At 44.4% G+C, this 21,745-nt stretch carries 20 protein-coding genes; 1 reads left to right on the plus strand and 19 read right to left on the minus strand.

Annotated features, from left to right (window positions below):
• Positions 1-330: 330 nt before the first annotated feature.
• The 16 genes from asd to ISR87_02545 all read right to left on the minus strand — a co-directional run bounded on the left by asd (position 331) and on the right by ISR87_02545 (position 18,474).
• Positions 331-1,419, minus strand: a complete 1,089-nt coding sequence (gene asd, locus ISR87_02470; GenBank protein MBL7024294.1) for an aspartate-semialdehyde dehydrogenase — start codon at positions 1,417-1,419, stop codon at positions 331-333.
• A complete protein-coding gene (locus tag ISR87_02475; protein ID MBL7024295.1) occupies positions 1,416-2,807 on the minus strand; it encodes an aspartate kinase in 1,392 nt (463 codons plus the stop codon). Before ISR87_02475 ends, asd begins: the two co-directional genes overlap by 4 nt.
• Before the next feature lie 474 nt (positions 2,808-3,281).
• A complete protein-coding gene (locus ISR87_02480) occupies positions 3,282-4,316 on the minus strand; it encodes an AAA family ATPase (GenBank protein ID MBL7024296.1) in 1,035 nt (344 codons plus the stop codon).
• Positions 4,313-6,448: an acetate--CoA ligase family protein gene (locus tag ISR87_02485; protein ID MBL7024297.1), complete on the minus strand. Its 2,136-nt coding sequence runs from the start codon at positions 6,446-6,448 to the stop codon at positions 4,313-4,315. The genes ISR87_02480 and ISR87_02485 overlap by 4 nt, the downstream gene beginning before the upstream one ends.
• Positions 6,445-8,349: a GNAT family N-acetyltransferase gene (locus ISR87_02490; GenBank protein ID MBL7024298.1), complete on the minus strand. Its 1,905-nt coding sequence runs from the start codon at positions 8,347-8,349 to the stop codon at positions 6,445-6,447. Before ISR87_02490 ends, ISR87_02485 begins: the two co-directional genes overlap by 4 nt.
• A gap of 146 nt (positions 8,350-8,495) precedes the next feature.
• Positions 8,496-9,446 (minus strand): patatin-like phospholipase family protein, encoded by a 951-nt coding sequence (locus ISR87_02495; protein MBL7024299.1) that lies wholly within the window; start codon positions 9,444-9,446, stop codon positions 8,496-8,498.
• A complete protein-coding gene (gene hflX, locus ISR87_02500; protein ID MBL7024300.1) occupies positions 9,446-10,720 on the minus strand; it encodes a GTPase HflX in 1,275 nt (424 codons plus the stop codon). The genes ISR87_02495 and hflX overlap by 1 nt, the downstream gene beginning before the upstream one ends.
• The gene (locus tag ISR87_02505) at positions 10,713-12,668 is read right to left on the minus strand and encodes a BatA domain-containing protein (GenBank protein MBL7024301.1); all 1,956 of its coding nucleotides are present in this window, start codon (positions 12,666-12,668) and stop codon (positions 10,713-10,715) included. The genes hflX and ISR87_02505 overlap by 8 nt, the downstream gene beginning before the upstream one ends.
• 19 nt (positions 12,669-12,687) lie before the next feature.
• Positions 12,688-13,275: a phosphatidate cytidylyltransferase gene (locus ISR87_02510; GenBank protein ID MBL7024302.1), complete on the minus strand. Its 588-nt coding sequence runs from the start codon at positions 13,273-13,275 to the stop codon at positions 12,688-12,690.
• Positions 13,272-13,934, minus strand: a complete 663-nt coding sequence (gene rpe / locus ISR87_02515) for a ribulose-phosphate 3-epimerase (protein ID MBL7024303.1) — start codon at positions 13,932-13,934, stop codon at positions 13,272-13,274. The genes ISR87_02510 and rpe overlap by 4 nt, the downstream gene beginning before the upstream one ends.
• A gap of 11 nt (positions 13,935-13,945) precedes the next feature.
• Positions 13,946-14,674, minus strand: a complete 729-nt coding sequence (locus ISR87_02520; GenBank protein MBL7024304.1) for a PASTA domain-containing protein — start codon at positions 14,672-14,674, stop codon at positions 13,946-13,948.
• Positions 14,671-15,999 carry a 16S rRNA (cytosine(967)-C(5))-methyltransferase RsmB gene (gene rsmB / locus ISR87_02525; protein MBL7024305.1) on the minus strand — a complete coding sequence of 443 codons (1,329 nt, stop codon included), beginning with the start codon at positions 15,997-15,999 and terminating at the stop codon, positions 14,671-14,673. The genes ISR87_02520 and rsmB overlap by 4 nt, the downstream gene beginning before the upstream one ends.
• A complete protein-coding gene (locus ISR87_02530; GenBank protein ID MBL7024306.1) occupies positions 15,992-16,930 on the minus strand; it encodes a methionyl-tRNA formyltransferase in 939 nt (312 codons plus the stop codon). The genes rsmB and ISR87_02530 overlap by 8 nt, the downstream gene beginning before the upstream one ends.
• Before the next feature lie 103 nt (positions 16,931-17,033).
• Positions 17,034-17,573 carry a peptide deformylase gene (gene def / locus ISR87_02535; GenBank protein ID MBL7024307.1) on the minus strand — a complete coding sequence of 180 codons (540 nt, stop codon included), beginning with the start codon at positions 17,571-17,573 and terminating at the stop codon, positions 17,034-17,036.
• A 5-nt stretch (positions 17,574-17,578) separates the two neighbouring features.
• Positions 17,579-17,890, minus strand: a complete 312-nt coding sequence (gene yajC, locus ISR87_02540) for a preprotein translocase subunit YajC (protein ID MBL7024308.1) — start codon at positions 17,888-17,890, stop codon at positions 17,579-17,581.
• Between the two features lie 158 nt (positions 17,891-18,048).
• Positions 18,049-18,474 carry a hypothetical protein gene (locus tag ISR87_02545; protein ID MBL7024309.1) on the minus strand — a complete coding sequence of 142 codons (426 nt, stop codon included), beginning with the start codon at positions 18,472-18,474 and terminating at the stop codon, positions 18,049-18,051.
• A 258-nt stretch (positions 18,475-18,732) separates the two neighbouring features.
• On the opposite strand from ISR87_02545, the gene ISR87_02550 reads away from it, so the two are divergent.
• Positions 18,733-19,377 carry a peroxiredoxin gene (locus tag ISR87_02550; GenBank protein MBL7024310.1) on the plus strand — a complete coding sequence of 215 codons (645 nt, stop codon included), beginning with the start codon at positions 18,733-18,735 and terminating at the stop codon, positions 19,375-19,377.
• Between the two features lie 427 nt (positions 19,378-19,804).
• Here the strand turns inward: ISR87_02550 and frr are convergent, their stop codons facing one another.
• From frr to tsf, 3 genes are read right to left on the minus strand one after another with little or no spacing between them, the layout of a single operon-like run.
• On the minus strand, positions 19,805-20,362 hold the full coding sequence (gene frr, locus ISR87_02555; protein ID MBL7024311.1) for a ribosome recycling factor: 558 nt from the start codon (positions 20,360-20,362) through the stop codon (positions 19,805-19,807).
• Entirely contained in the window at positions 20,352-21,083 is a 732-nt protein-coding gene (locus ISR87_02560) for a UMP kinase (protein MBL7024312.1), read from the minus strand. The genes frr and ISR87_02560 overlap by 11 nt, the downstream gene beginning before the upstream one ends.
• A gap of 23 nt (positions 21,084-21,106) precedes the next feature.
• Positions 21,107-21,718 carry a translation elongation factor Ts gene (gene tsf, locus ISR87_02565; protein MBL7024313.1) on the minus strand — a complete coding sequence of 204 codons (612 nt, stop codon included), beginning with the start codon at positions 21,716-21,718 and terminating at the stop codon, positions 21,107-21,109.
• Positions 21,719-21,745 lie beyond the last annotated feature (27 nt).

Consider the following 21,745-nt stretch of genomic DNA (forward strand, 5'->3'; position numbering starts at 1 on the left):
ATTTCTAAGGACTATTTTCCTTTAAATTAGATCTATAATTGTGACTCCCCGCGAGATGATCAGATTAATCGGACGATAAGGTCATAGAAATGTATGTCATAGCATTTTGATATTCTCGAGCTTGCCCCGACCATTTACTGGAGCCCTCAATGCATATATCCTTCTGAATCAGGGTTTGAATCGAAACGAGCTTTAGCGACGGGAGTAGACTAACAACCCTGAGCTTGTCCATCGTGGAATGAAGTCAATACCTGACTCGATAAAAATTGATACTATCTATGGACTGATCTAGGCGGGGATTCGAATCACTGCCTGGATGGTTTTAAAATGCTAAACAAATCCCTTCTCTACCAACAGCTCAGCAGTAAGAATGGCCCCACCAGCAGCCCCGCGGATGGTGTTATGCGAAAGGGCCACAAAACGGATATCAAAAAATTTATCTTCAGCCAAACGACCAATGGTCACAGCCATCCCATCTCCATTGTTAACATCCAGATGAACTTGAGGACGATCTTCTTCCTCCATAACTAGAATTGGAGGCATAGGAGCAGATGGTAAACCCAATGACTGTGGTTCTGCTGTGAACTCTGACCAAATTTTCTTAATAGTCTCCAAAGCAGGTATTTCTTCAGCGAAATTCAGATAAACCAGGGCGGTGTGCCCATCAACGACGGGTACCCGGGTACATAAAGCGGACATATCCATTGAATAATCTGGAATTATTTGATTGTCTTCAAACAATCCTAAAATCTTCGAGGGTTCCTTTTCAGTCTTCTCTTCCTCCCCTGGTATGAGGGGGTTGACAGTGATTCTGCGCTCTGGTTCTGTAAGACCCTTGTATCCAGCTCCTGAAAGCGCTTGAAGCGTGTTCACCAGCACCTCCTCAACAGGATAGCCAGCTTCACGAAGGGCATGAATGGCTACCAGATAGGATTGAACCGAACAGTTGGGCTTTACTGCCACAAATCCAGTTCTGGGAAAATTTCTATTTTTTTGCTGTATAGGAAGAATCTCAAGATGATCACCATTAATTTCAGGAATGATCATGGGGACATCCGGTGTCCACCGATTTGCGGAGCTATTGCTTACCACAGGATATCCCTTTGAAGCATAAGCGAATTCAAAATCACGGGTGGCCTGCTTGTCCTCCAGCTCTGTGGCGGAAAAGAATAATTTTATGTCCCCGGGAATGGTTCCATAATCAGTAACATCTCTCACCGGCATGTTCTTAAGTCCCTCAGGCATAGGGGTTTCCATCAACCAGCGCTCCCCCACTGCTTCCCCATAGGTTTTTCCAGCTGAGCGTGGTGACGCCGCCAGATCCTTGATTTCAAACCAGGGGTGATTGGTTAGAAGACGCACATAATTTTGTCCCACGACACCAGTAGCACCCAAAACTCCCACTGCGATTTTAATCATGCCTCTGCCCTCTCAAAAAGAACCTGATGGAGCCTCTGTATGGCCCTTTGGGCTTCGCTATCATGGACAATAAAGGAAATATTCCGTTTGGATGACCCCTGAGCTATGGCCTCCACATTGATTTTCTCCTGGCCCAGGACCTGAAACACCAGACCTGCAATCCCCGGTGTGTGCTGCATGCCTTCACCTACCACAGCCACCAATGACATATCGTTTTGCACTTTTACAGAATCAATGTATTTGGCCTTGAGCTCCTTCTCGAATTCATCATCGATACACATCAAAGCCAGATCCGTTTCCTCCGGCTTTACAGCAAAACAGGTGGAGTGCTCGCTAAAGGCCTGGGACACCAGCATGACACTGATCCCCTTGTCGGCCAGACAGGTAAACAGACGGGCATTAATCCCCTTCACCCCAACCATACCTGCTCCCTGCATGCGGAGCAATGAGACATTGGAAACAGATGAAAGCCCCACCGTAATTTTCCCCAGCAGTGACCGATCTGGTGAGATGCGGGTTCCCGGCTGGTCAGGACGAAACGTGTTTTTGACAACGATGGGAATCCTTTTATACATGGCAGGTATCATGGTGGGAGGAAAAATGACCTTTGCGCCAGCATGAGCCAGCTCCATGGCCTCTTCATAGGTTAATTCTGGGATGGGGACGGTCTTATCAACAATCTTGGGATTGGCCGTGAGGATACCATCTACGTCTGTCCAGATTTCAATTTGATCCACATTGAGGGCCGCCCCAAAAATACTGGCAGAATAATCAGAGCCACTGCGGCCCAGTGTGGTGGCGTTCCCATATTCATTGGCACCGAGAAACCCGGTAATCACCTGGAGACGACCATGATTGGACACATACTCTCTGATACGATCATAGGACCTTTGGTAGTGGACATAGGCATTGCCATAATTGCTGTCTGTAATGACAACCTTGCGAGCATCTAGCAGTTCTGCATCGATGAGTTTGCTCCGCAGGTAGGCACTCATAATCCTGGCTGATAATAACTCGCCAAATCCCAGGAGAACATCCTTCCACATATTAAAATCAACACTGGCTCCCGGGCAGCGTGGGAGGTGTTCCTTCATGTCAGTAGAGAGTTGTCTGAAGGAGGACACCAGTTCCATATCGGTGTCCAGACCCAACTGCAACATGACGCCCTCATGTTTATCCAGGAGAGATTGCAAGGCAGGGGCTAAAAATTTACCGTCCCGGACATCCCCGGCTAGTTTTATCAGGGCATCGGTGACCCCTTGCATGGCGGATAGGACGATATAAATTTCACTACCGGGGGTGTGAGCATTGGCAATAATTTGAGCAACGCGTTGGATGCAGGCTGCATCGGCAACGGATGACCCCCCAAATTTTAGTATTTTCTTCATTTCTGTTCTCTCACGCTTTGAATTGACAGTCCCAATAATAATCGGTCATGGGGAGTGGCAAAGGATATTCTGCTAAAAAAGTGATGTGTTTGGTCTGTAGAAGCACATAATAAAATGGAGTATTTCCTCTACAGTTTTCGCGAGGGAGTGAAACGACCACGGCGATCTCCAGCACCCATGTCGACAAGCCAGTGCATCTTGCTGAGACGCGAACAGCGTGAGCGGAACTCGAAGCATGCGCTGGCGGAAATGATTCTTACAATTGTACCCTAATCCTTCGAGACTGCCCTTCAGGCACCTCAGGATGACAGAATTATTTATCACGATCTTCAGGATTAATCCGCATTCAGTGCCAGTGCGTCTTGCTGAGGCGCGAACAGCGTGAGCGGAACTCGAAGCATGCGCTGGGTCGGTTGGTACCCAAAAAAAAGTCAACCTCTGAGGATTGCCTTTTAGTTCACATCTTCAAAAAGCTTAGCTAATGGTCACAGCTTTAACATGATCTTTGATCATGGACCTCAACTGTTCCATCTTCTCATCATCTTCCTTGGAAAGCAGGGAAACCAGATTGTCCACTTTTTTGGCAGCCTGGAAGGTGTCCTGGGCTACCAGCAAGAGCGGCACATTTGTCCCGGATGCCCTGGCCAGAATATTTGGAGGAGGAAGGATGTTATTGGTGAGAATAATACCAGCAGCATGCGTATCCAGGGCAGCCAGGATCATATCGCTCCTGTCACCACTGGTGATGACCAGTTTTGACTCCTTGTTGAATCGCTGCATCCGCAGGACAGCATCAGCAGACATCGCACCTACAAAAACATCCTTGATGGTGTTTTTCAGCCCTTTTTCTCCTGCCAATACCTTGGCAAAGAAAAGATCGGCCAGAAAACGCATGGAAGGTTTGGTGAGATTCTCTGCATAGGGCATCACGCCCAATACCGGCAGTTCCAAAGCCTTAAAGTGATCGCTGTAAACAGCCTTGAAATCTTCCACATCATGAACCTTGTTGATGATGACACCTGCCAGCTTTACCCCTCCCAGATCAATGGTCTTTCTGAGTGCACACGCATCATCCACGATTTGATCATTGGTTCCACTTAATACAACCAATAGCTCGCCGTCTAAATAATTGCACAGGGAGATGGCATCAAGATGCACTGATAATCCTCGGGTGAGTTCACTGCCACTCTCGACGAGCATAATATCTTTGCCTTGAGAATTGCGGGCAGCAATTTCGCGCACCTTGGCGGCAGTAGTTTTTTCATCGTACATGAATCTCAGCTTGGAATGGTCAAAACCGATACTCATTTCTTCAGGTGATTCTTCTGCTTTCATAGCAGTGGTACATACGGCGGCATCAAAATCCCAAAGACGTTTTTTGCGATACAGAAGCCTGTCACCGAAGGGCTTCAAATATCCCATTTTCTTAGAGGAGTTTTTGGCCAAGCCAACAATGACACTTGTTTTTCCGGCATCTTTCCGAATGGATGTTACAATTATATTTTTCATTGGGGTGAATCCTTTTTATCATCAGACAATAATACACGAATGTCCACAGCCCGGGCGCCTGAACCTTGTTCATAGACGACCATGGGATTGATTTCAATATCAGTAATCCTGGGTACCTTGCTGATGAGGCTGGCAACCTTTTCCAGGGCTGTAATAATACTTTCAATATCTTTGCGAGCTTCACCCCTTACTCCCAAGAGGAGTGGATATGAGCGAATCTCTTTAATCATTGATCTAATTTCCCTGTTCGAAAGTGGAACGGCTCTGAAAGCGACATCTTTCATCACCTCAACATATATCCCACCCAAACCAAACATGAGCGTGGTTCCAAAATTAGCATCCCTGCGAGCGCCAAGAATAACTTCTGTACCCGCAGTGAGTTGTTCAACAACTTCAATACCATCAATAATGGCATCGGGCACGTTGGCCTTACAGGTGTGAATAATGGTCTGATATCCATCGATGACTTCTTCCGGATTATCCAGATCGAGAAGCACACCTCCAGCATCGCTTTTATGGAGGATGTTTCTGGATACCACTTTCATAACAACTGGATATCCGATTTCATCAGCAAGCTTGACAGCGGCTTGAACAGATTGGACGACACCACCACGAGGACCGGGGAGTTGAGCAGCATTTAATAAGCCTTGCCCTTCTTCTGCCAGGAGGAATGATCTTCCATCTGCCAGGGCACCATCTATGAGTGTATTGATGGCCTCTACGTCTATCTCAGCTGTAACCGGTTCTTCTGCTTCCATGGACTGAACTTTCCGTATGGACTGAATGGCGCCCATACAGGACACACCATCATAGACATCACGATAAACAGGAACGTTGTTTTTGTGTAAGGCAGTAATAGCAATTTCTGTGAGCTCACCACCAAAAACGGAGAAGGTGATAGGTTTGCCCTTGGCTTGATACTGCTCATACATTTCATCAATCATCTCAGTCAATTCCTGAGAATTCATCATGGCTGTTTCGCAATAGAGTGCCATGACGCAGTGAATGGAATCGTCAACCAGAGCCTCTTGGAGTGCTTTCACATAATCAGCTTTGGATGCTTCTCCAGTGATATCCACTGGATTTTTTGTTGACCCAAAACCGTGGGCTACACTTTCGAAGGTTTCCTTCAACTTATCCTGATCATCATAGAGCTTGATATCATACTTTTCACAGGCATCAGTGGCCATAACACCCACGCCGCCACCATTGGTAATGATGATGCCATTGGGACCCAGGGGTACTGCTGAATGTGAAAGAAATTTACTCCATTCAAGTGCCTCCTGGATACTCTCGGCTCGAAGAACACCGCACTGACGCATAATCGCATCAAAAACCTTATCTGAGCCAGCCAGTGAACCGGTATGACTGGCAGCTGCAACGGCACCTCGCTTGGAGCGACCTGATTTGATCACAATAACGGGCTTCATCTTGGTTGCGCGTTTTAATATCTCAACCAGACGCTCACCCTCCTGTATACCTTCGATATACATCAGGATGATTTTGGTCTCTTTCTGAGTGATGAGATACTCAAGCAGGTCTGCTTCATTGATATCGGTTTTATTCCCCACCGAAATAATCGATGATAAACCAATATTCTGGACGGCTGTTTTGCCGATCATGGCAATCCCCAGGGCACCACTCTGGGTGATAATGGCCACATTTCCCTCGCGAATATCTCGGGGACCAAAAGTAGCATTCAGGGCCACCTTTGAAGAATAATGCCCAAAGATATTGGGACCCAATATCCGCATATTATGGGCTCGTGCATACTCCACCACACGCTGCTCTTCCTCAAGATTCCCAATTTCTGAAAATCCAGAAGAGATGATTGCCAGCATTTTTACATGCTTCCTGGCACAACTCACCACGGCGTCGTAGACAAAGCGTGCTGGAATAGCGATAACCGCCACATCAACATCACCTTCAACCTCTTCAATACTCTTGAGAATATCATATCCCAGAGCGTGCCCGCCCTTTGGATTTACAGGATATATATCTCCCTTGTAACCAACGTAAAGCATATTCTCCAGAATTTTGTAGCCGATTTTGCCCGGTTCCTGGCTGACACCAATCACCGCTACGGATTCTGGTTCGAACAAATATTTTATATCAGGTTTTCCCACTGTCACTTACTCTCCAGGAATGTCATTTTCATTTCATACATTCCATCTGAAATATGTTTTTGCACGTCAAAGCCCATGCTTTCAAACAAGCCCATCATTCGCGCGTTACTAATTATTACGTCTGCTGTAAATCCAAGTAAACCTTGTTTCTTGGCTAACAGAGTCAGGTATTTCAACAACTCCTTGCCAATCCCCAACTCCTGATGATCATCTCTGATCACAAAAGCAACATCAGCAGTGTGAGTTGAGCCAACGATGGCATATTGTCCCAGACCAACCAATTGCTCCACACCATCTTTTTGAGTAAAAGTCAGGAGGATGATCTCACTGGTATAGTCTATCACCACGAAATCCTGCAATCTCTCATGGGGCATATCTTTTCGTTCAGAAATAAATCTTCGTTGCAGGCTGGCATCTGAAAGCGAGTAGAAAAATTCTTTCAAAAGAGGTTCATCGCTGATTTTAACAGGACGAATAAAAACCTCTAATCCACTTGAAGTGGTTCTGTAAGTTTCAACTTTTTCAGGATATTCCCCTGCTTTACCAGCAATAAAAGCCTGATCCTGATAAATCAGATTCCGTTTCTTGGCCTTACGAATCAACTCTGCCCTGAACTTTGGATGGGCAATGGAAATCAATTCCATGGCGCGTTCTCGAATATTTTTCCCATGCAGATATGCTATGCCATATTCAGTGACCACATAGTGAACATCACCCCGATTGAGGGTTACCCCTGCTCCCGCCTTGAGAAATGGAGCAATACGAGATACCTCTCCATGATCTGCAGTAGAGGGTATGGTGAGAATGGTTTTTCCTTTTTTGGCTAGTATTGCCCCTCGCATAAAATCCGCCTGACCACCAATGCCACTATAAAACACTTTTCCCAACGACTCTGCTGTTGCCTGACCAGTGAGATCAATTTCCAGGGCAGAGTTTATGGCAGTCATGTTTTCATGCTGAGCAATCACCCTGGGATCATTGGTATAATCAACTGTTTTAAACTCAATAAAGGGATTGTCATGGAGATACTCATAAGTTTCGGCTGACCCCATGCTAAAGGTGGCGATGGTTTTACCCCGGTTAATAGTCTTTTGGGAGTTATCAATCACCCCTGACTTCATCAATTTAACCAGTCCATCCCCCAGGAGCTCCGTATGCACACCTAAGTGTTTTTTCTCACCAAGATTTGCCAGAATAGCATTGGGCAGAGACCCATAGCCAACTTGAATAGTATTACCATCTTCTATTAAAGTTGCGACGTATTTTCCAATTTTGTCTGCCACCTCGTCATCAAGCTCATCTTCATATTCCAGCAGGGGTTCTTCATGGTAAACAACATAATCAACATCTGATATGTGAATAAATCCATCACCATGAACCCGAGGCATTCTGGGATTTACTTGAACGATAATGGTCTGAGCCTTCTCCGTAGCAGCTTTGACGATATCTACACTGATCCCCAGACTCATGTATCCATGGGGGTCTGGACATGAGGTTTGAATAAGAGCCACATCTACTGGGACATGTCCTCTCTGGAAAAGTTTGGGAATCTCTGAGAGAAATATGGGTGTGTAATCGGCCAGCCCGCTATTCACAGCGGCTCTGGTGCTACTACCGATGAAGAAAGAGTTGTGCCTGAAATTGTGTTTGTATTTCTCCTGGGTGTAAGGCGCTAACCCCAGAGACCAGACCTGGACAACCTCAGCATCAAAAACTGCTTTGGGTTCACTTTCAATATATTCAACCAGAGATCTGATAAGATATTGGGGTTCAGCACAGGCAGTATGGACAAATATTCTGTCACCCCTGTGAATGGCCTTAAGCGCTCGATTTATGGAAACAAATTTATCAGCATATTGCTCCTTCAGGACCTCAAGAGCCTTTTTACTATTTACTTCATTTGCCATTTATCAAGCTCACTTTCTTACGTTCATTCTCCAATGAAGAGAAGTGCAAATAAAGTGCCTTGCTGTTCGAATAGCAAAAGATTATTCAGTTAAATGCTGGATTTAAAAAAATATTTTTTTTGAAGGGTAATTTTAGAAGGTGTATTTCAATTTTTTCGGTAATAATCGTCTATTTTCTCAAAAATATCCGGAATTGACTTCTCGCAGCACTTATAGCCCTCATTGATGGCTCGTTCGGCATGGTCAAAGTCAAAAAAATGCATATCGCCCAATCGTGGAGCCAATAGGATATCTGGTTTATGGGTCTGAAGATTCATGGCTTCAATTTTCTTTTGCATGATATTTAAGGATGATCCAAGCACTTCAAAAATGTGAGGTGAGGGTGCTTCCCTGGTAAACCACTGATCAATTTTTGAGCCTAAGGATTTGCCCGTTGATCCAAATTTGTCCGTCCAGGACTTGATAACCTCTAACCTCTTTTTCTCCATCTCTGCTGCGTTTTTGACCCAGTCTGCATCCTGGGGAAGATGCTTTCTGTTGGCCGTCCGTTCAGAATTTATATCTACAGCAATCACGATATCAGCACCGGCATCCCTGCAAACATCAATCGGCAGAGGGTTAACAACGCCTCCATCAACCAGCCATTCATTATTAATTAATTTTGGAGTCAGTAAGCCTGGTACTGCCATGCTGGCCCGAAGTGCTTGATTGATACTCCCTTTGGAGAGGGTGACTTGTTTCCCGGTGAACATATTTGTGGCAACCATGATCAGGGGAATCTTCAAGTCTTCAAATTTATCAATTTTGGTAAAAAGTTCGATGAGTTTAGCCACTTTATGACCTTCAATAAAACCTGACCGAGGAAAAGCCAGATCGAGGTAGGACAGAACCGCTTTCCAATCCATATCCAGGGCAAACTTTTTGACCTGATCCAAACCTCCACCAGCATAGGCAGCCCCAATAAAAGAACCTGCACTGGCTCCAGTAATGACACCCACCTGCACACCGTGTTTTTCCAGAGCTTCAATAACACCGATATGTGCCCAGCCCCTGGAGGCGCCGCTCCCAAGAACGAGGCCTATTTTTGGTGCTTTCACTATTGAGCGGACCTGTTTTGAGTTTCTATTCTGATCTGATCAAGTGCGCTGGCTCTTACCCGGACTTCTACAAGGATATAATCCTCCTCATATTCAATGTTGAGGACCTCTGCTGTTCGATGTAGAGAAGCCAGGAATTTTTGCTGTGAATGATCTAATTTCAGAGTCTCTATCACATAGCCACTTTGCCTGATTTCAATAATTTTCTCTTCGAGCTGCTTAATATTGACCTGTCGCAGGGCCGAAACTGGAACCGCATCGCTGTGCTCCTTAAGCGCGCCTGAAAGGGTCTCCTGAGCTGTGATGAGATCGATCTTATTAAAGACCGTCAAGGTCTGACTCTCTGACACACCCAAGTCCATCAATACTTCGTTAACTGTGCGCAAATGCTTCTCATACTGGGTATCACTGAGATCAATAACAATCAGTATCAAATCCGCCAGGCGGACCTCTTGCAGGGTACTTTTAAATGAGGCTACTAGATGATGGGGTAGCTTATGTATAAATCCCACGGTATCACTTAACAGAATTTCATTGTCAAGGATGGTGATTTTCCGTACCGTTGTGTCCAGGGTGGCAAATAATTTGTCTTCGACCAGGACTCCTGCATCTGAAAAAAGATTCATCAATGAAGATTTTCCAGCATTGGTATATCCGACGAGGGCAACTTTAAACATATCTTCGCGTTGCTTGCGTCGGGTGTCTCGCTGGGTTTCAATTTTCTTCAAATCCTTCTTGAGCATGGAGATGCGATTCCGAACAAGACGGCGATCTATTTCAATCTGTGTCTCTCCCATACCGCCACGAGTTGAAGTAGCCCCACGTTGCCTTTCCAGGTGAGTCCAGGCCCTTGTAAGCCTGGGCAACAAATATTGAAGTTGGGCCAATTCAACCTGGGTTTTTGATTCCTTGCTGCTGGCGTGGTGAACAAATATGTCAAGAATCAAAGCACTTCGGTCTATGACACGGGCTTTGTCAAACAGCTTTTGCAAATTTTTCGTTTGGGCGGGAGAGAGTTCATCGTCAAAAATGATCAAATCAACTTTGAGCATCTCCACCTTGGCGACAATTTCTTCTACCTTGCCCTTCCCAACATATAGCGCTGCATGAACCTGATTGCGTTTTTGAATGATCTCGCCACTCACGATGGCTCCAGCAGTCTTTGCCAAAAGTCCCAACTCAGCCAGATTTTCTTCAACATCAGAGACTGATTGCTGACCGTGAACAACTCCTACAAGCAGAGCTTTTTCTTTTTCTATAGTGGTTTCAAACATTTTGCCGCCAATTCGCTTTAATTCTAGATAGATAGGTTTCTGCCAGCCATAGTAGGAATGTCAGTAAAAAAAGGAATGGCCACAGAGCCAGGTTAGACCCTTGATCCAATATCTCCTCAGTTACCTCTGGAGCAACAGAACTTACGAATATATCCGTATCCCCAAATGTATAAACAGGTCCATGTGCCTGGGCTTCATGGCTTGAGATGTTCACTGCTCTGGGCTGCAATACCTGCCTCCCCCGTGTCAGCTTGTAGATACCTGGTATATTCGTGTTGGGGTAGTGAAGCACATAATTCACATCAGGTGACAGATAATCCGTGGTGCCATCAGGACGCTGAACACTGAAAGGACTGTTGTCATTAGCCTGTGACGTGGGGAAAAATTTCAAGGTGTCACCGATGATAGCGTTGTATAGTTCAGTTTGAGTTTTGATAGCTTGAGATTGGGCTAACTGGGTAATAAGCGTGGGGAACATACCTAGAACCGGTAGATTATTGGCACTCAACCCAAAGTCTGTGTTGAACCACACGATTCTTCCTTCTTTCAGCATCCTGGATCCCATGAAGGGTTGATCGTCCAGATAACGAACCCACGTTTCTCCCAATTCATCGCCATCCGTTTTATAGCGTTTGAAGACCTTGAGCCTATCCTGCTTAATAATCTCACGCAGTGGAGATGTGTTAAAAAGTTTTGTTGCAGAGCCCGTGAGGAAAAGTCCCAGAGGATATGGATTGGTTTCCTCAATCAGCTGAGACTTGAAGCCCAGCAATTCGGTCATCGCTTTGCCACCATCTCCAAACAGAACAAGTTGCCCACCACCACTCACGAAAGTTTCCAGGCGATCCCAATTATACTGGACCAGCAATTTGGGATCAGCCACAATGACAGTGCCACCTCTACTGAGGTCCACATTGTCAATTTCGGCATAGTCCAAAACGCGTACATCCAGGTTTAATTCTTGATCCTCAACCGATGATTTAATAATCGTCCAAAAATCTGGAATTTGTTTTGAGCGCAGTATTTGCACCGGGATAGTACCTTCAGCAGGTAGGATGAAGTGTCTCTCGTTGTTATAACTTGATTCATCGGTTGTCAGGATCAAACGGCCACTCTGATAACCACCCTCTTCAACCTGGGCTGTCATGAGGGTTGCATTTTTGCCGCCTTCAACCACAAGCTGATTCTGTCTCTTCTCATTAATCAAAAGTTCCAGACTAAGCGCCTCCTGAAATTCGGGTGAACGCTCAAGATCGATGGTAATTTCATATGTATCACCAAGACGCACTCCCTGTCCAGGAAGTTGAATATTGCTGATGGCAGCGTCATTAACCACAGGGGTTAGCAATAAATATTTACTCCACCCATCCAGGGCTTCCATTCCGAGGCGCGCATCCTGACCATCACCCAACCAAAGGATAGATTTTCGTTCATACTGCTCCAAATCGATTTGCTCAGAAAACGCCTCTATGAAGTCGCCATCATAAATGTCTGAAAACTTCGCTGTAATCTCATCCATTTTTTCATGGAGTACGAGATCATTCAAGCCGCAGTACACTACCTTAAACCCCTTCGCTTTCAACTCATCACTAAATCCTTGCAGCATGGTTCTATCATACCTCTCAAAATTGGATTGATTTGAAGCTGAATTATCGAAAGCAACAACAAGCAGATCAATACTACCTGAGTTCAATCTAAACCCATCAGTTCGATCAAGACCAGGCCTGGCAAAGGCGAGTATAAGCAGCAGGATCATCAGCGTTCGAATGATGAGTAGAATGAGTTGCTTCACATTGAATTTTCGGAGTGCATCCTGTTCCAATAGCTTTAAAAATTTCAGAGATGGAAAATCAATGAGCTTGCTTTTCCGTTTGGCGAGAAGGTGAATGATGATGGGAACTGAAATGAGTGGCAGAAACCAGAGAAAGATAGGATTTAAAAATGTCATTTTGGGATTCCGAACCGAACTATAACAAACTTGCGAAACTTAATAAAGTACCTGACAAAATGGGTATGAGGAAATTATCGTCCAGATGCATGGGGTAGGCTTCAGCAAGCGTAACAATTCCTGCAATGAGAATATTAATGATAATAGCCTCAGGATAAAATAGTATGAGTATAGTGGTTGTACTGACAAAAAACGCAGTACTTCCCTCAACCGATTTTTTCAAGAATTTATGCTTTCCAAATGGTATTCCTACCAGAGCTGCCAGGGTATCAGATATGGATAGGATTAAAAGCGCAGGAACAGCTATTTCTTTTGGGAATAGAAAGATAGCGACAACCGAACCTGTAAAGACATAGGTTGCTCCTGTTAAATTTTTCTGTTCATGCTGTCTCAGTGCAGATCCAAATATATGCATGAACACTTTTCCGATCTCTGCTGATTTTAATCGTAAAAAATCAACCGTAAGAAAACCCAGGGAAAGAATTATGACTATCTGGAGTGTGAGATGTCTGCCCCCCAGAAACCAATAGGATAATGGGATAATGCTACTGCTTAAATGAATAGCCTTGCGGATGAGTTCATGACTTTGAAGCTTGGATAAACTCATTTACTGGCAGTGGCTAAGCTTTGAAGCAAATTAAAATTTTCCCCTGGAGTGGCATGCTTATTAAAAACGGCTGAACCGGCTACAAAACGGTGTATTCCCTTATCCAATACTGAACCGATAGTGGTTTTGTTGATGCCTCCATCAATTTCAACCAAAACTCCATGGTCCTCAAGGGCCTGGCGCAATCCAGGGAGATCATTAAGAACTTCTGGCATAAATGACTGACCACCAAAACCAGGCACTACTGACATAATGAGTAATTGATCCATGATACCCAAATAGGGTTCTACCAGGGATAACTTTTCATCAGGATTAACAACGAGACCTGCTTTTGCCCCCAGCGACCGTATGTTTTTCAAGGTGTCTTCAACAGAGTTACAGGTTGATGGATGTACCAGGACAATATCAGCACCGGCTTCAATAAAATTCTCAATGTAAAGGTCAGGCTCTGAAATCATAAGATGGGCTTCCAGAATCATGTCTGTCATTTTGCGGATGGCCTTGACCACAATAGGTCCAAAGGTCAAATTGGGAACATAGTGACCATCCATGACATCCAGATGCAATACTTCCCCACCACTAGCTGCAACAGAATTTATTTGCTCCCCCAGTCTTGAAAAATCGGCTGAAAGAACAGAGGGTGAAATTTGAGCTCGCATATTGATTGCCACTAGAAGCCGTCCGTAATCATAAGGTCTACTGAAATAACTCTTTCTCGGGGAAATTCTCTTCCGGCAACTACTGATTGTGAGACAACTGTATTGGGCAGTAATTCTGAATCTTCAGTAGTTTGAACATTTCCCACTGTAAATCCTTCAGATTCCAGGATTCGTCTGGCTTCGTCCAGCCCTTTGTTGCGTAAATCAGGCATTGTTTTCTTTAGATTTCTTTTCCCTAGACTTACTGTGATTACGATAGAATCACCAGGAGCTACAGGCATGCCAGCCAGCACGGATTGCTTCATCACAACAGTCCGTTCGTATAGATCTGAAGAATCTCTCCTGGTTTCAACCAGAACCAAACCCAGGCGATCAATTGCAATTGTAGCCTGTCTTTCTGTAAAAGCGATAAGGTCGAGCATCTCAAGTTTTGCTGGTGGCAGGTTGATCGTGAGTTGAATTTTTCGGTTTTCCTTCACCATTTGACCGGCTTCAGGATACTGGTCCATAATAAATCTGCTGGGAATATCTCTTCTGAAAATGGTATCCTTAATGGTCCATTCCAGTGTCCGTTCTTTGAGTATTTTGGTGGCCTGATCCAGATCAGTATGAGTTAGACTGGGGACCCGAATCTCATTATTCCAGTTCACATACAGGGGTAGAATGACATTATTGAAGGCCAGTGCAGCCACAATACCGATACCCATAAAAATGAAAAAATAGTCTCTAATAAATTTCATAGCGCTTTTCTAATTTTTACTGCGAACATTCCATCCATATCATGACGCCACGGTAATGTAGACAACGCACCTCTTTCATCAATGTATGGTTTCAGGTTTTCATGTTCAATAGCTTCAACACTGGCCTGATCTAAATGTTCTAGTACCGAATCAATTAACTCCCAATTTTCATCAGGTTCCAGGGTACAGGTGGCATATACCAGTAAACCACCAGGTGCTAAATATTTCCAGCTATTTGTGAGAATATTTGATTGAATACCAGTCAGAGATATGATATCCAAAGCTTGACGTTTCCACCTGGCATCAGGACGGCGATTTAAGACCCCAGTTCCAGAACAAGGTACGTCTAAGAGGATTTTGTTGGCTGCTGGCAATGGTGCAACGGCCGCATCCAATTCAAGTACTTCAATCTGTTTCAACCCCAGCCGTAAAATATTCTCCCGCACTTTTGCCAATCTTGAGTGGCTGGCATCGCAGGCGATTATTTTCGCCTGTCCCCCAGACAGTTCAGAGATAAATGCCATTTTTCCACCTGGTGCTGAACAGGCATCAACTATGGTATCCCCTGATTCAGGATCGATTAAGGATGCAACAAGACCAGCTGCAAGATCCTGGAATGAAAACCATCCCCCATGAAATTCTTTTGTGCTAAACAGGGATGAGGCGCTTCCTATTTCGTAGAACACATCTAAGACATCTGATTTTTTATGTTTTATATCCAAACCATCCAGAAAAGACTCAAAATCTTCAGCACCTACAATTTGAATATTTCGTCTGATCCATGTTTTGGGAGCCGTATTGTTATGGCTACATAGGGCAGACACTTCATCAAGTGGATACCTGGATATCCATTTTTCCAGAAGCCACTGAGGATGTGAGGTCTCAATGGATAATCGGTCCATCTCATCTTCGTAGTGGTTCAATAAATCTTTGAGTTCCAGTGATTGAATTTTACGGAGAACTGCATTCACAAGCCCGCTGGCCTGAGATTGTTTAACCTTTCTGCTCAAGGCAACCGTTTCATTGATGGCTGCGTGTTCAGAAGTCTGCATGTATTTGAGCTGAAATGCTCCCATGCGGAGGAGACTCTTAACTGAGTGTTGAGCTTTGCGGTAGCGACCTTTAAAGGCCATCTCAATCCAGGCATCCAACTGGAGTTTCATCCGCGTCACACCATAGACCAGCTCCATAATCCAGCGTTTTTCCTGTTGTGTTAGTTCACCTTGCTGGAGAAAGGTGGAGAGGAGCTCATCAATTCCTGTTGATTGGTCCTTCTCAGCTGCTAGAAGCGCCTTATAGGCCAATTCGCGTGGTGAACTAGCCAAGCGTTTCACCAATTTCAATTGGATATCCACGCAGATATGATGCTACATCCATCGCTTTTTTACTCTCGGGCTGGATGGACACAATCTCAAGCGCATCTTCCTGGCAAGCGACTGTAAAGGAATCGTCTGATATGTTAATAATAGTGCCTGGAATCCCATGACCTGCAACCTTCCGGGATGACAATATTTTAAGCAGAGCACCATCTCGATAGGTGTAGGCACCTGGTGTGGGTGCAAATGCCCTGATTCGATTGTGACACTGCTCAGCACTTTCATCGAAGTGTAAAAGTCGGGTTTCTGAAGTAACTTTTGGAGCTGGACTCGCCAGGCTATTGTCCTGCTCACCGGCAAGAGCGGTACCCATGGAAATAAGGTTGGTAGTCTCCACGACCAGGTCAGCACCCAAATTACATAATTTTGTATACAGAGTATGCAGATTGTCTTCTGGAAGGATAGGAGTCGTCGCCTGCATGATAATATTTCCAGTATCCACTTTTCGCTTTAGAAAAAATGTGGTTAGACCCGTTTCAGAATCCCCATTCAAAAGCGCCCAGTAAATGGGGGCCGCTCCCCGATATTTGGGGAGCAGGGAAGCATGGAGATTGAAAGATCCATATTTGGGGAGGGTGAAGACTGCCTCGGGCAAGATTCTAAAGGCCACCACAACAATCACATCGGGGGCATATCCTTTGAGAGTCTCAATAAAATCAGGCTCTGTGAGTTTTTCTGGCTGGAGTATTGGCAGATTGTATTCCAGGGCAGCTGATTTAACAGCAGAAGGCCTCTCGCGCCGCCCTCTGCCCTGCTGCTTGTCTGGAACTGTTACAACAGCCTGGATAGAGTGGGGGCTCTCGTTCAAGGCTTTGAGAGCAGGTACTGCAAAATCAGGCGTTCCCATGAAGATTACTTTTAATGGTGTTGAATTATTCATAATGTTTCAGACCATATTGCCTCAATTAAGAGGACAGGCAGCTGGCTCAAGTTCCAGTCCAACCATGAGTAGCACTTGTTATTGATGGGGTGCTCAGGCTACTCTAGAGCTCAAAGTTTTCAGATGCTTCGACTTCTATTTCCCCGCTGGCAATCTTTTTAAGCGTTTTCTTGAGAAGTGATTTCTTCAATGAGCTCAAGTGATCAATAAAAAGTGTCTTTTCTAGATGATCATACTCATGTTGAATGACTCTGGCGAGGTAACCGTCAATTTCTTCATCGAAGTGTTTGCCATTCATATCCTGATAGGTAATTCTGATACTGGTTGGACGGGTAACAATTTCACGCACGGTAGGAACGCTTAGACAACCTTCTTCGTACTCATCGTTCTCATCGCCAAACTCAATAATCTGGGGATTGACAAAGACTCGTCTACCCTCTTCCTCATCTATGGGAGAAAGATCGATAACAAATAGTCGAATGGATTTATCAACCTGTGGTGCGGCCAAACCAATTCCTTCCGCGGCATACATGGTTTCAAACATATTGGCGACAATTTTCCTCAAATCGTCATCAATCTGAGGAATCTTCTCAGTCTTTGTCCTGAGGACTTGCTTGCCGTAGGTTTGAATTTGGTACACCATAGAAACTATTTGGTTTTCACCGTAGTGACGGCAGATCTTCCAACATGTAATTTGGTATCAGTAGCTGTTTTCACCAAAAGAATATCATTGTCTTTGATACCTTCGATGGTGCCATGAATTCCGCCAGCGGTGACAATATGGTCACCCTTCTTGAGTTCTGTGCGCATTTTTTCAGCCTCTTTTGCACGTTTCGTCTGAGGTCTGATGAGTAAAAAGTAGAATACACCGAACATCAGTATAATAGGGAGGAAACTCAAGATTGGGTTTCCAGCTTCTCCGCCTGATGGGGATGCCATAAGCATAATGTTTGCAATCATAATAATGTTAAAACTCCTCTATAATTAAAAAAACCTCGACAATCTAAACGAGGGTTAAGATCATTCCAACCTGCAACAACTATGCAGCACATTAATTCCTGATAATTGATGACCCATAATACAAGGTCAACAGGAAATGCTGCAACTAATGTGTAAAGCTACAATATTTCGAGGCAGTCTTCCCACCACGCTCCAAAACTCCGTGTTTTATGGACGATGGCTTCAATGCTACAAAGCGCTGGAGCGACTGCAACTGTGGTCTCCACGGCTTTATAGCGCACATCCATTTCAATCCATAACGCATCAAGTTGGTTAGTAGCCTGGTTGGCAACAGCAGCAGCGGCACCGAAGGCGAATCCGAGATCTTCATTTTCACTATTACGATGTCCCAGGATCCTGATTTTAAGCGTTCTCCCGTACATAATATCATCAACCACCTCAGCGGAAATGATGGTTGGAGCCGTTCTATTCCTGGCAAAATATTTTTCTACGGTACTGGCTAAATATCGATCCTGAATCTGGGCAGAGAGCAGGATTGGGAGTAGCATCAAGATTGAAAATAAATATTTGAAGTGTCTATTCAATGGACGACCCTTTCATAGGTAATTTTTGCGGTGCATGGTACAATTATAGGCTGAGTTTACATCAATAAGCCATGAATATCAAATAATTATTTTGACAAACACTATGGCAGTATTCCAAACGAAATAGTGCCCTTTTTACCTTGATTATCATTCAATAATCACTTGCAGCCGTATCGTTTGAATCTATATTAAACAGTAATGATTACTACTTAATTAAATGGGGTGAACCCAAAACAACTAGAGGGAGAAATAAATCATATGTTAGTTACAAGACCAGCACCAGATTTTAAAGCAACCGCCATCATGGGCGATAATTCATTTAAAGAGATCAGTTTAGCTGATTATAAAGGCAAAAAAGTTGTCTTATTCTTTTATCCCCTGGATTTCACATTTGTATGTCCAACTGAGATTCTAGCTTTTAACCACCGTCTCGCAGACTTTGAAAAGCGTGGTGTGCAGGTAATCGGCTGTTCAGTTGATTCAAAGTGGAGCCACTTTGGCTGGAAGAACACTGAGATTAAAAAAGGTGGTATCGGTGATATTCAGTATCCGATTCTTGCTGATATTGAAAAGAAAATTGCCAGATCATATGATGTACTCAAAGGAGCTACACCGGCAGCCGTCTTAACTGAAGATGGTGAAGAAGAAACCACAGTTAATGGCGATGTTGCTTTGAGAGCTTCTTTCCTGATTGATGAGGAAGGCATTGTTCGTCACGCTGTAATCAATGATTTGCCCCTGGGTAGAAATGTTGATGAGATGCTGCGTATGGTTGATGCACTTGCTTTTAACCAGGAACATGGTGAAGTTTGTCCTGCTGGATGGCAGGAAGGTGATGACACAATGCAGGAGAATTTTGCTGGTGTCGCATCTTATCTGGAGAAAAACGCAGATAAGCTCTAAATCACAGCTCCACAAAAATAAAAAGAGGCTGTCCAAAAGGGCGGTCTCTTTTTTTATTATACAGGTAAAACCGAGTTAACTCGCTCTAAAGTTGACTTCAAAGATGTGCCAATTGAGTATATGGACCACGCCAGGGCTTTAATTTACTCTCACAACGAATCTATCTACACCCTATGGGTTTTGATAGACAAGTCTGACGAAGAACACGAATCTACATAAGGCTATTCGTTCTTTTCGTTTACTTCGTTGTAAAAAAGTGGGAGTTAAGCTGTTTGCCTTGGTTGTATCCAATTCCTTAATGAAAATGAATCTCTATGGATACTACTCGTGACATTTTAGAGAACTCCGAACCAAACATTCCTATATACCAAAAGAGGCTGTCTCAGAATTTGAGACAGCCTCTTTTTAATGGAAAATAGGTGGCCGATTAAACAGTCATGATATCTTCTTCTTTGGACTTAACCGCAGAATCAATTTCTTTGATATATTTGTCGGTCATTTCCTGAACATTTGCTGTGGCTCTTTTAGAATTGTCTTCTGAAATCTCAGAATCCTTTTCAGCCTTTTTGATATGATCATTGGCATCCCGGCGAACATTACGAACGCCAACTCGACCTTCTTCGGCCAGCTTATGCATGTGCCGGATAAGCTCCTGGCGACGTTCATCATTTAGAGCAGGAATGGGAATGCGAATATTGACCCCATCATTTGCTGGATTTAAGCCCAGATCAGCTGCCATGATTGCTTTTTCAATCTCAGCCATAAGACTTTTATCCCAGGGCTGGACGACGATGAGTCGCGGTTCTGGAACGCTTAAATTTGCGACTTGATTCAGAGGGGTTGGATTACCATAGTAGGGAACTTTAATGTGCTCTACAAGGGTCACAGAGGCTCTGGCGCTACGTAAACCAGTAAACTCATGTTTGACATGCTCCACAGACATACTCATTCTATGATCGACATCTTTAAACAACTCATTCAGCATGATTACCTCCTACTACAGATCCAATGGCAGCGCCTTGTATCACTTTTAATAAATTTCCTGGAATTTCCATATTAAAGACATGAACCGCAAGATTATTTTCGCGACACAGCGCGAAAGCAGTCTGATCCATTACACGCAAATTTTTATTCATTACTTCATCATAACTTAAATGGGGTAAATATTCAGCGTCTGGGTCCTTTTCGGGATCGGCTGAATAAATACCCTCTACTCTCGTTCCCTTTAGGAGAACATCTGCTTCGATTTCGACACCCCTTAGGGCAGCAGCAGTATCTGTGGTAAAGAAGGGATTGCCCGTACCTGCAGCAAATATGACAACTTTTCCTGATTCCAGTTCCTGAATCGCTTTTCTCTGGGAGAAAGGTGCAGCAATTTCATTCATTTCTATGGCTGTCAGGACACTGGCCTTCATTCCCCTGCGTTTAATGGCATCCCCCAAAGCAACTGCATTGATCACGGTTGCTAACATACCCATATGGTCAGCTGCAACCCGATTCATATCTTTGGCTTTTTGAGAGAGTCCACGGAAGATGTTACCTCCCCCGATGACGATGCCAACCTCTACACCCAGGTCTACAACAGCCTGGAGGTCTGAGGTCATCTGATCCAGGACATGTGTATCAATAGAAAGAGCCGAATCACCTGCAAGCGATTCACCACTTAGTTTAAGGAGTATACGCTTGTAGATCGATCCGGCTGACATATTTCCGCCTATATTTTATAGGATTATTCTGCGCTGGCGACGGACTCTCCGACTGCAAAACGCTGAAAGCGTGTTACAGACATATTTTCACCAAGGGATGAGATAGTCTCATTTAGCAGATCAGTAATGGTTCTTTCTGGATCTTTTACATAGGGCTGTTCCATGAGAACAACTTCTTTATAGTATTTTTCCAAACGACCAGTCACAATTTTTTCAACAATGGCTTCAGGTTTGCCTTCATTCAAGGCTTGTACTTTGAAGATTTCTGCCTCTTTATCTAAAGCTTCAGTAGAAACCTGCTCACGTTTGACAACCTCGGGACCTGCAGCAGCAATATGCATGGCAATGCTATGGCCTAATTCCAAAAATTGGTCAGTCTTGGCAACAAAATCAGTCTCACAGGCGATTTCAACCAGAGCCCCAAGCTTACCACCAGCATGGATATAGCTGAAAACCAGACCTTCTTTGGTGGTGCGGCCGGCTTTTTTGGCAGCCTTTGCCATCCCTTTTTTACGAAGGAGTTCGATTGCCTTTTCAATATTTCCATCGGCTTCAGCAAGTGCTGTTTTGCACTCCATCATGCCGACACCAGTTTTATCACGCAGCTCTTTTACCGCAGCAGCTGTTATAGCCATTCTACATATTCTCCAGGTTTAAATTTT

The organism is Candidatus Neomarinimicrobiota bacterium (genome assembly GCA_016784545.1).
GTDB lineage: Bacteria > Fidelibacterota > UBA8477 > UBA8477 > JABMPR01 > JABMPR01.

Bases quoted from the DNA above. Each gene is read 5' to 3' on its own strand.
- ISR87_02530 (MBL7024306.1), bottom strand. From the start codon at position 16,930: ATGAATAATTCAACACCATTAAAAGTAATCTTCATGGGAACGCCTGAT.
- ISR87_02560 (MBL7024312.1), bottom strand. From the start codon at position 21,083: ATGTCAGCCGGATCGATCTACAAGCGTATACTCCTTAAACTAAGTGGT.
- ISR87_02510 (MBL7024302.1), bottom strand. From the start codon at position 13,275: ATGAGTTTATCCAAGCTTCAAAGTCATGAACTCATCCGCAAGGCTATT.
- ISR87_02475 (MBL7024295.1), bottom strand. From the start codon at position 2,807: ATGAAGAAAATACTAAAATTTGGGGGGTCATCCGTTGCCGATGCAGCC.
- ISR87_02505 (MBL7024301.1), bottom strand. From the start codon at position 12,668: ATGACATTTTTAAATCCTATCTTTCTCTGGTTTCTGCCACTCATTTCA.
- rpe (MBL7024303.1), bottom strand. From the start codon at position 13,934: ATGCGAGCTCAAATTTCACCCTCTGTTCTTTCAGCCGATTTTTCAAGA.
- def (MBL7024307.1), bottom strand. From the start codon at position 17,573: ATGGTGTACCAAATTCAAACCTACGGCAAGCAAGTCCTCAGGACAAAG.
- ISR87_02490 (MBL7024298.1), bottom strand. From the start codon at position 8,349: ATGGCAAATGAAGTAAATAGTAAAAAGGCTCTTGAGGTCCTGAAGGAG.
- tsf (MBL7024313.1), bottom strand. From the start codon at position 21,718: ATGGCTATAACAGCTGCTGCGGTAAAAGAGCTGCGTGATAAAACTGGT.
- frr (MBL7024311.1), bottom strand. From the start codon at position 20,362: ATGCTGAATGAGTTGTTTAAAGATGTCGATCATAGAATGAGTATGTCT.
- ISR87_02480 (MBL7024296.1), bottom strand. From the start codon at position 4,316: ATGAAAAATATAATTGTAACATCCATTCGGAAAGATGCCGGAAAAACA.
- ISR87_02550 (MBL7024310.1), top strand. From the start codon at position 18,733: ATGTTAGTTACAAGACCAGCACCAGATTTTAAAGCAACCGCCATCATG.
- asd (MBL7024294.1), bottom strand. From the start codon at position 1,419: ATGATTAAAATCGCAGTGGGAGTTTTGGGTGCTACTGGTGTCGTGGGA.
- yajC (MBL7024308.1), bottom strand. From the start codon at position 17,890: ATGATTGCAAACATTATGCTTATGGCATCCCCATCAGGCGGAGAAGCT.
- ISR87_02520 (MBL7024304.1), bottom strand. From the start codon at position 14,674: ATGAAATTTATTAGAGACTATTTTTTCATTTTTATGGGTATCGGTATT.
- hflX (MBL7024300.1), bottom strand. From the start codon at position 10,720: ATGTTTGAAACCACTATAGAAAAAGAAAAAGCTCTGCTTGTAGGAGTT.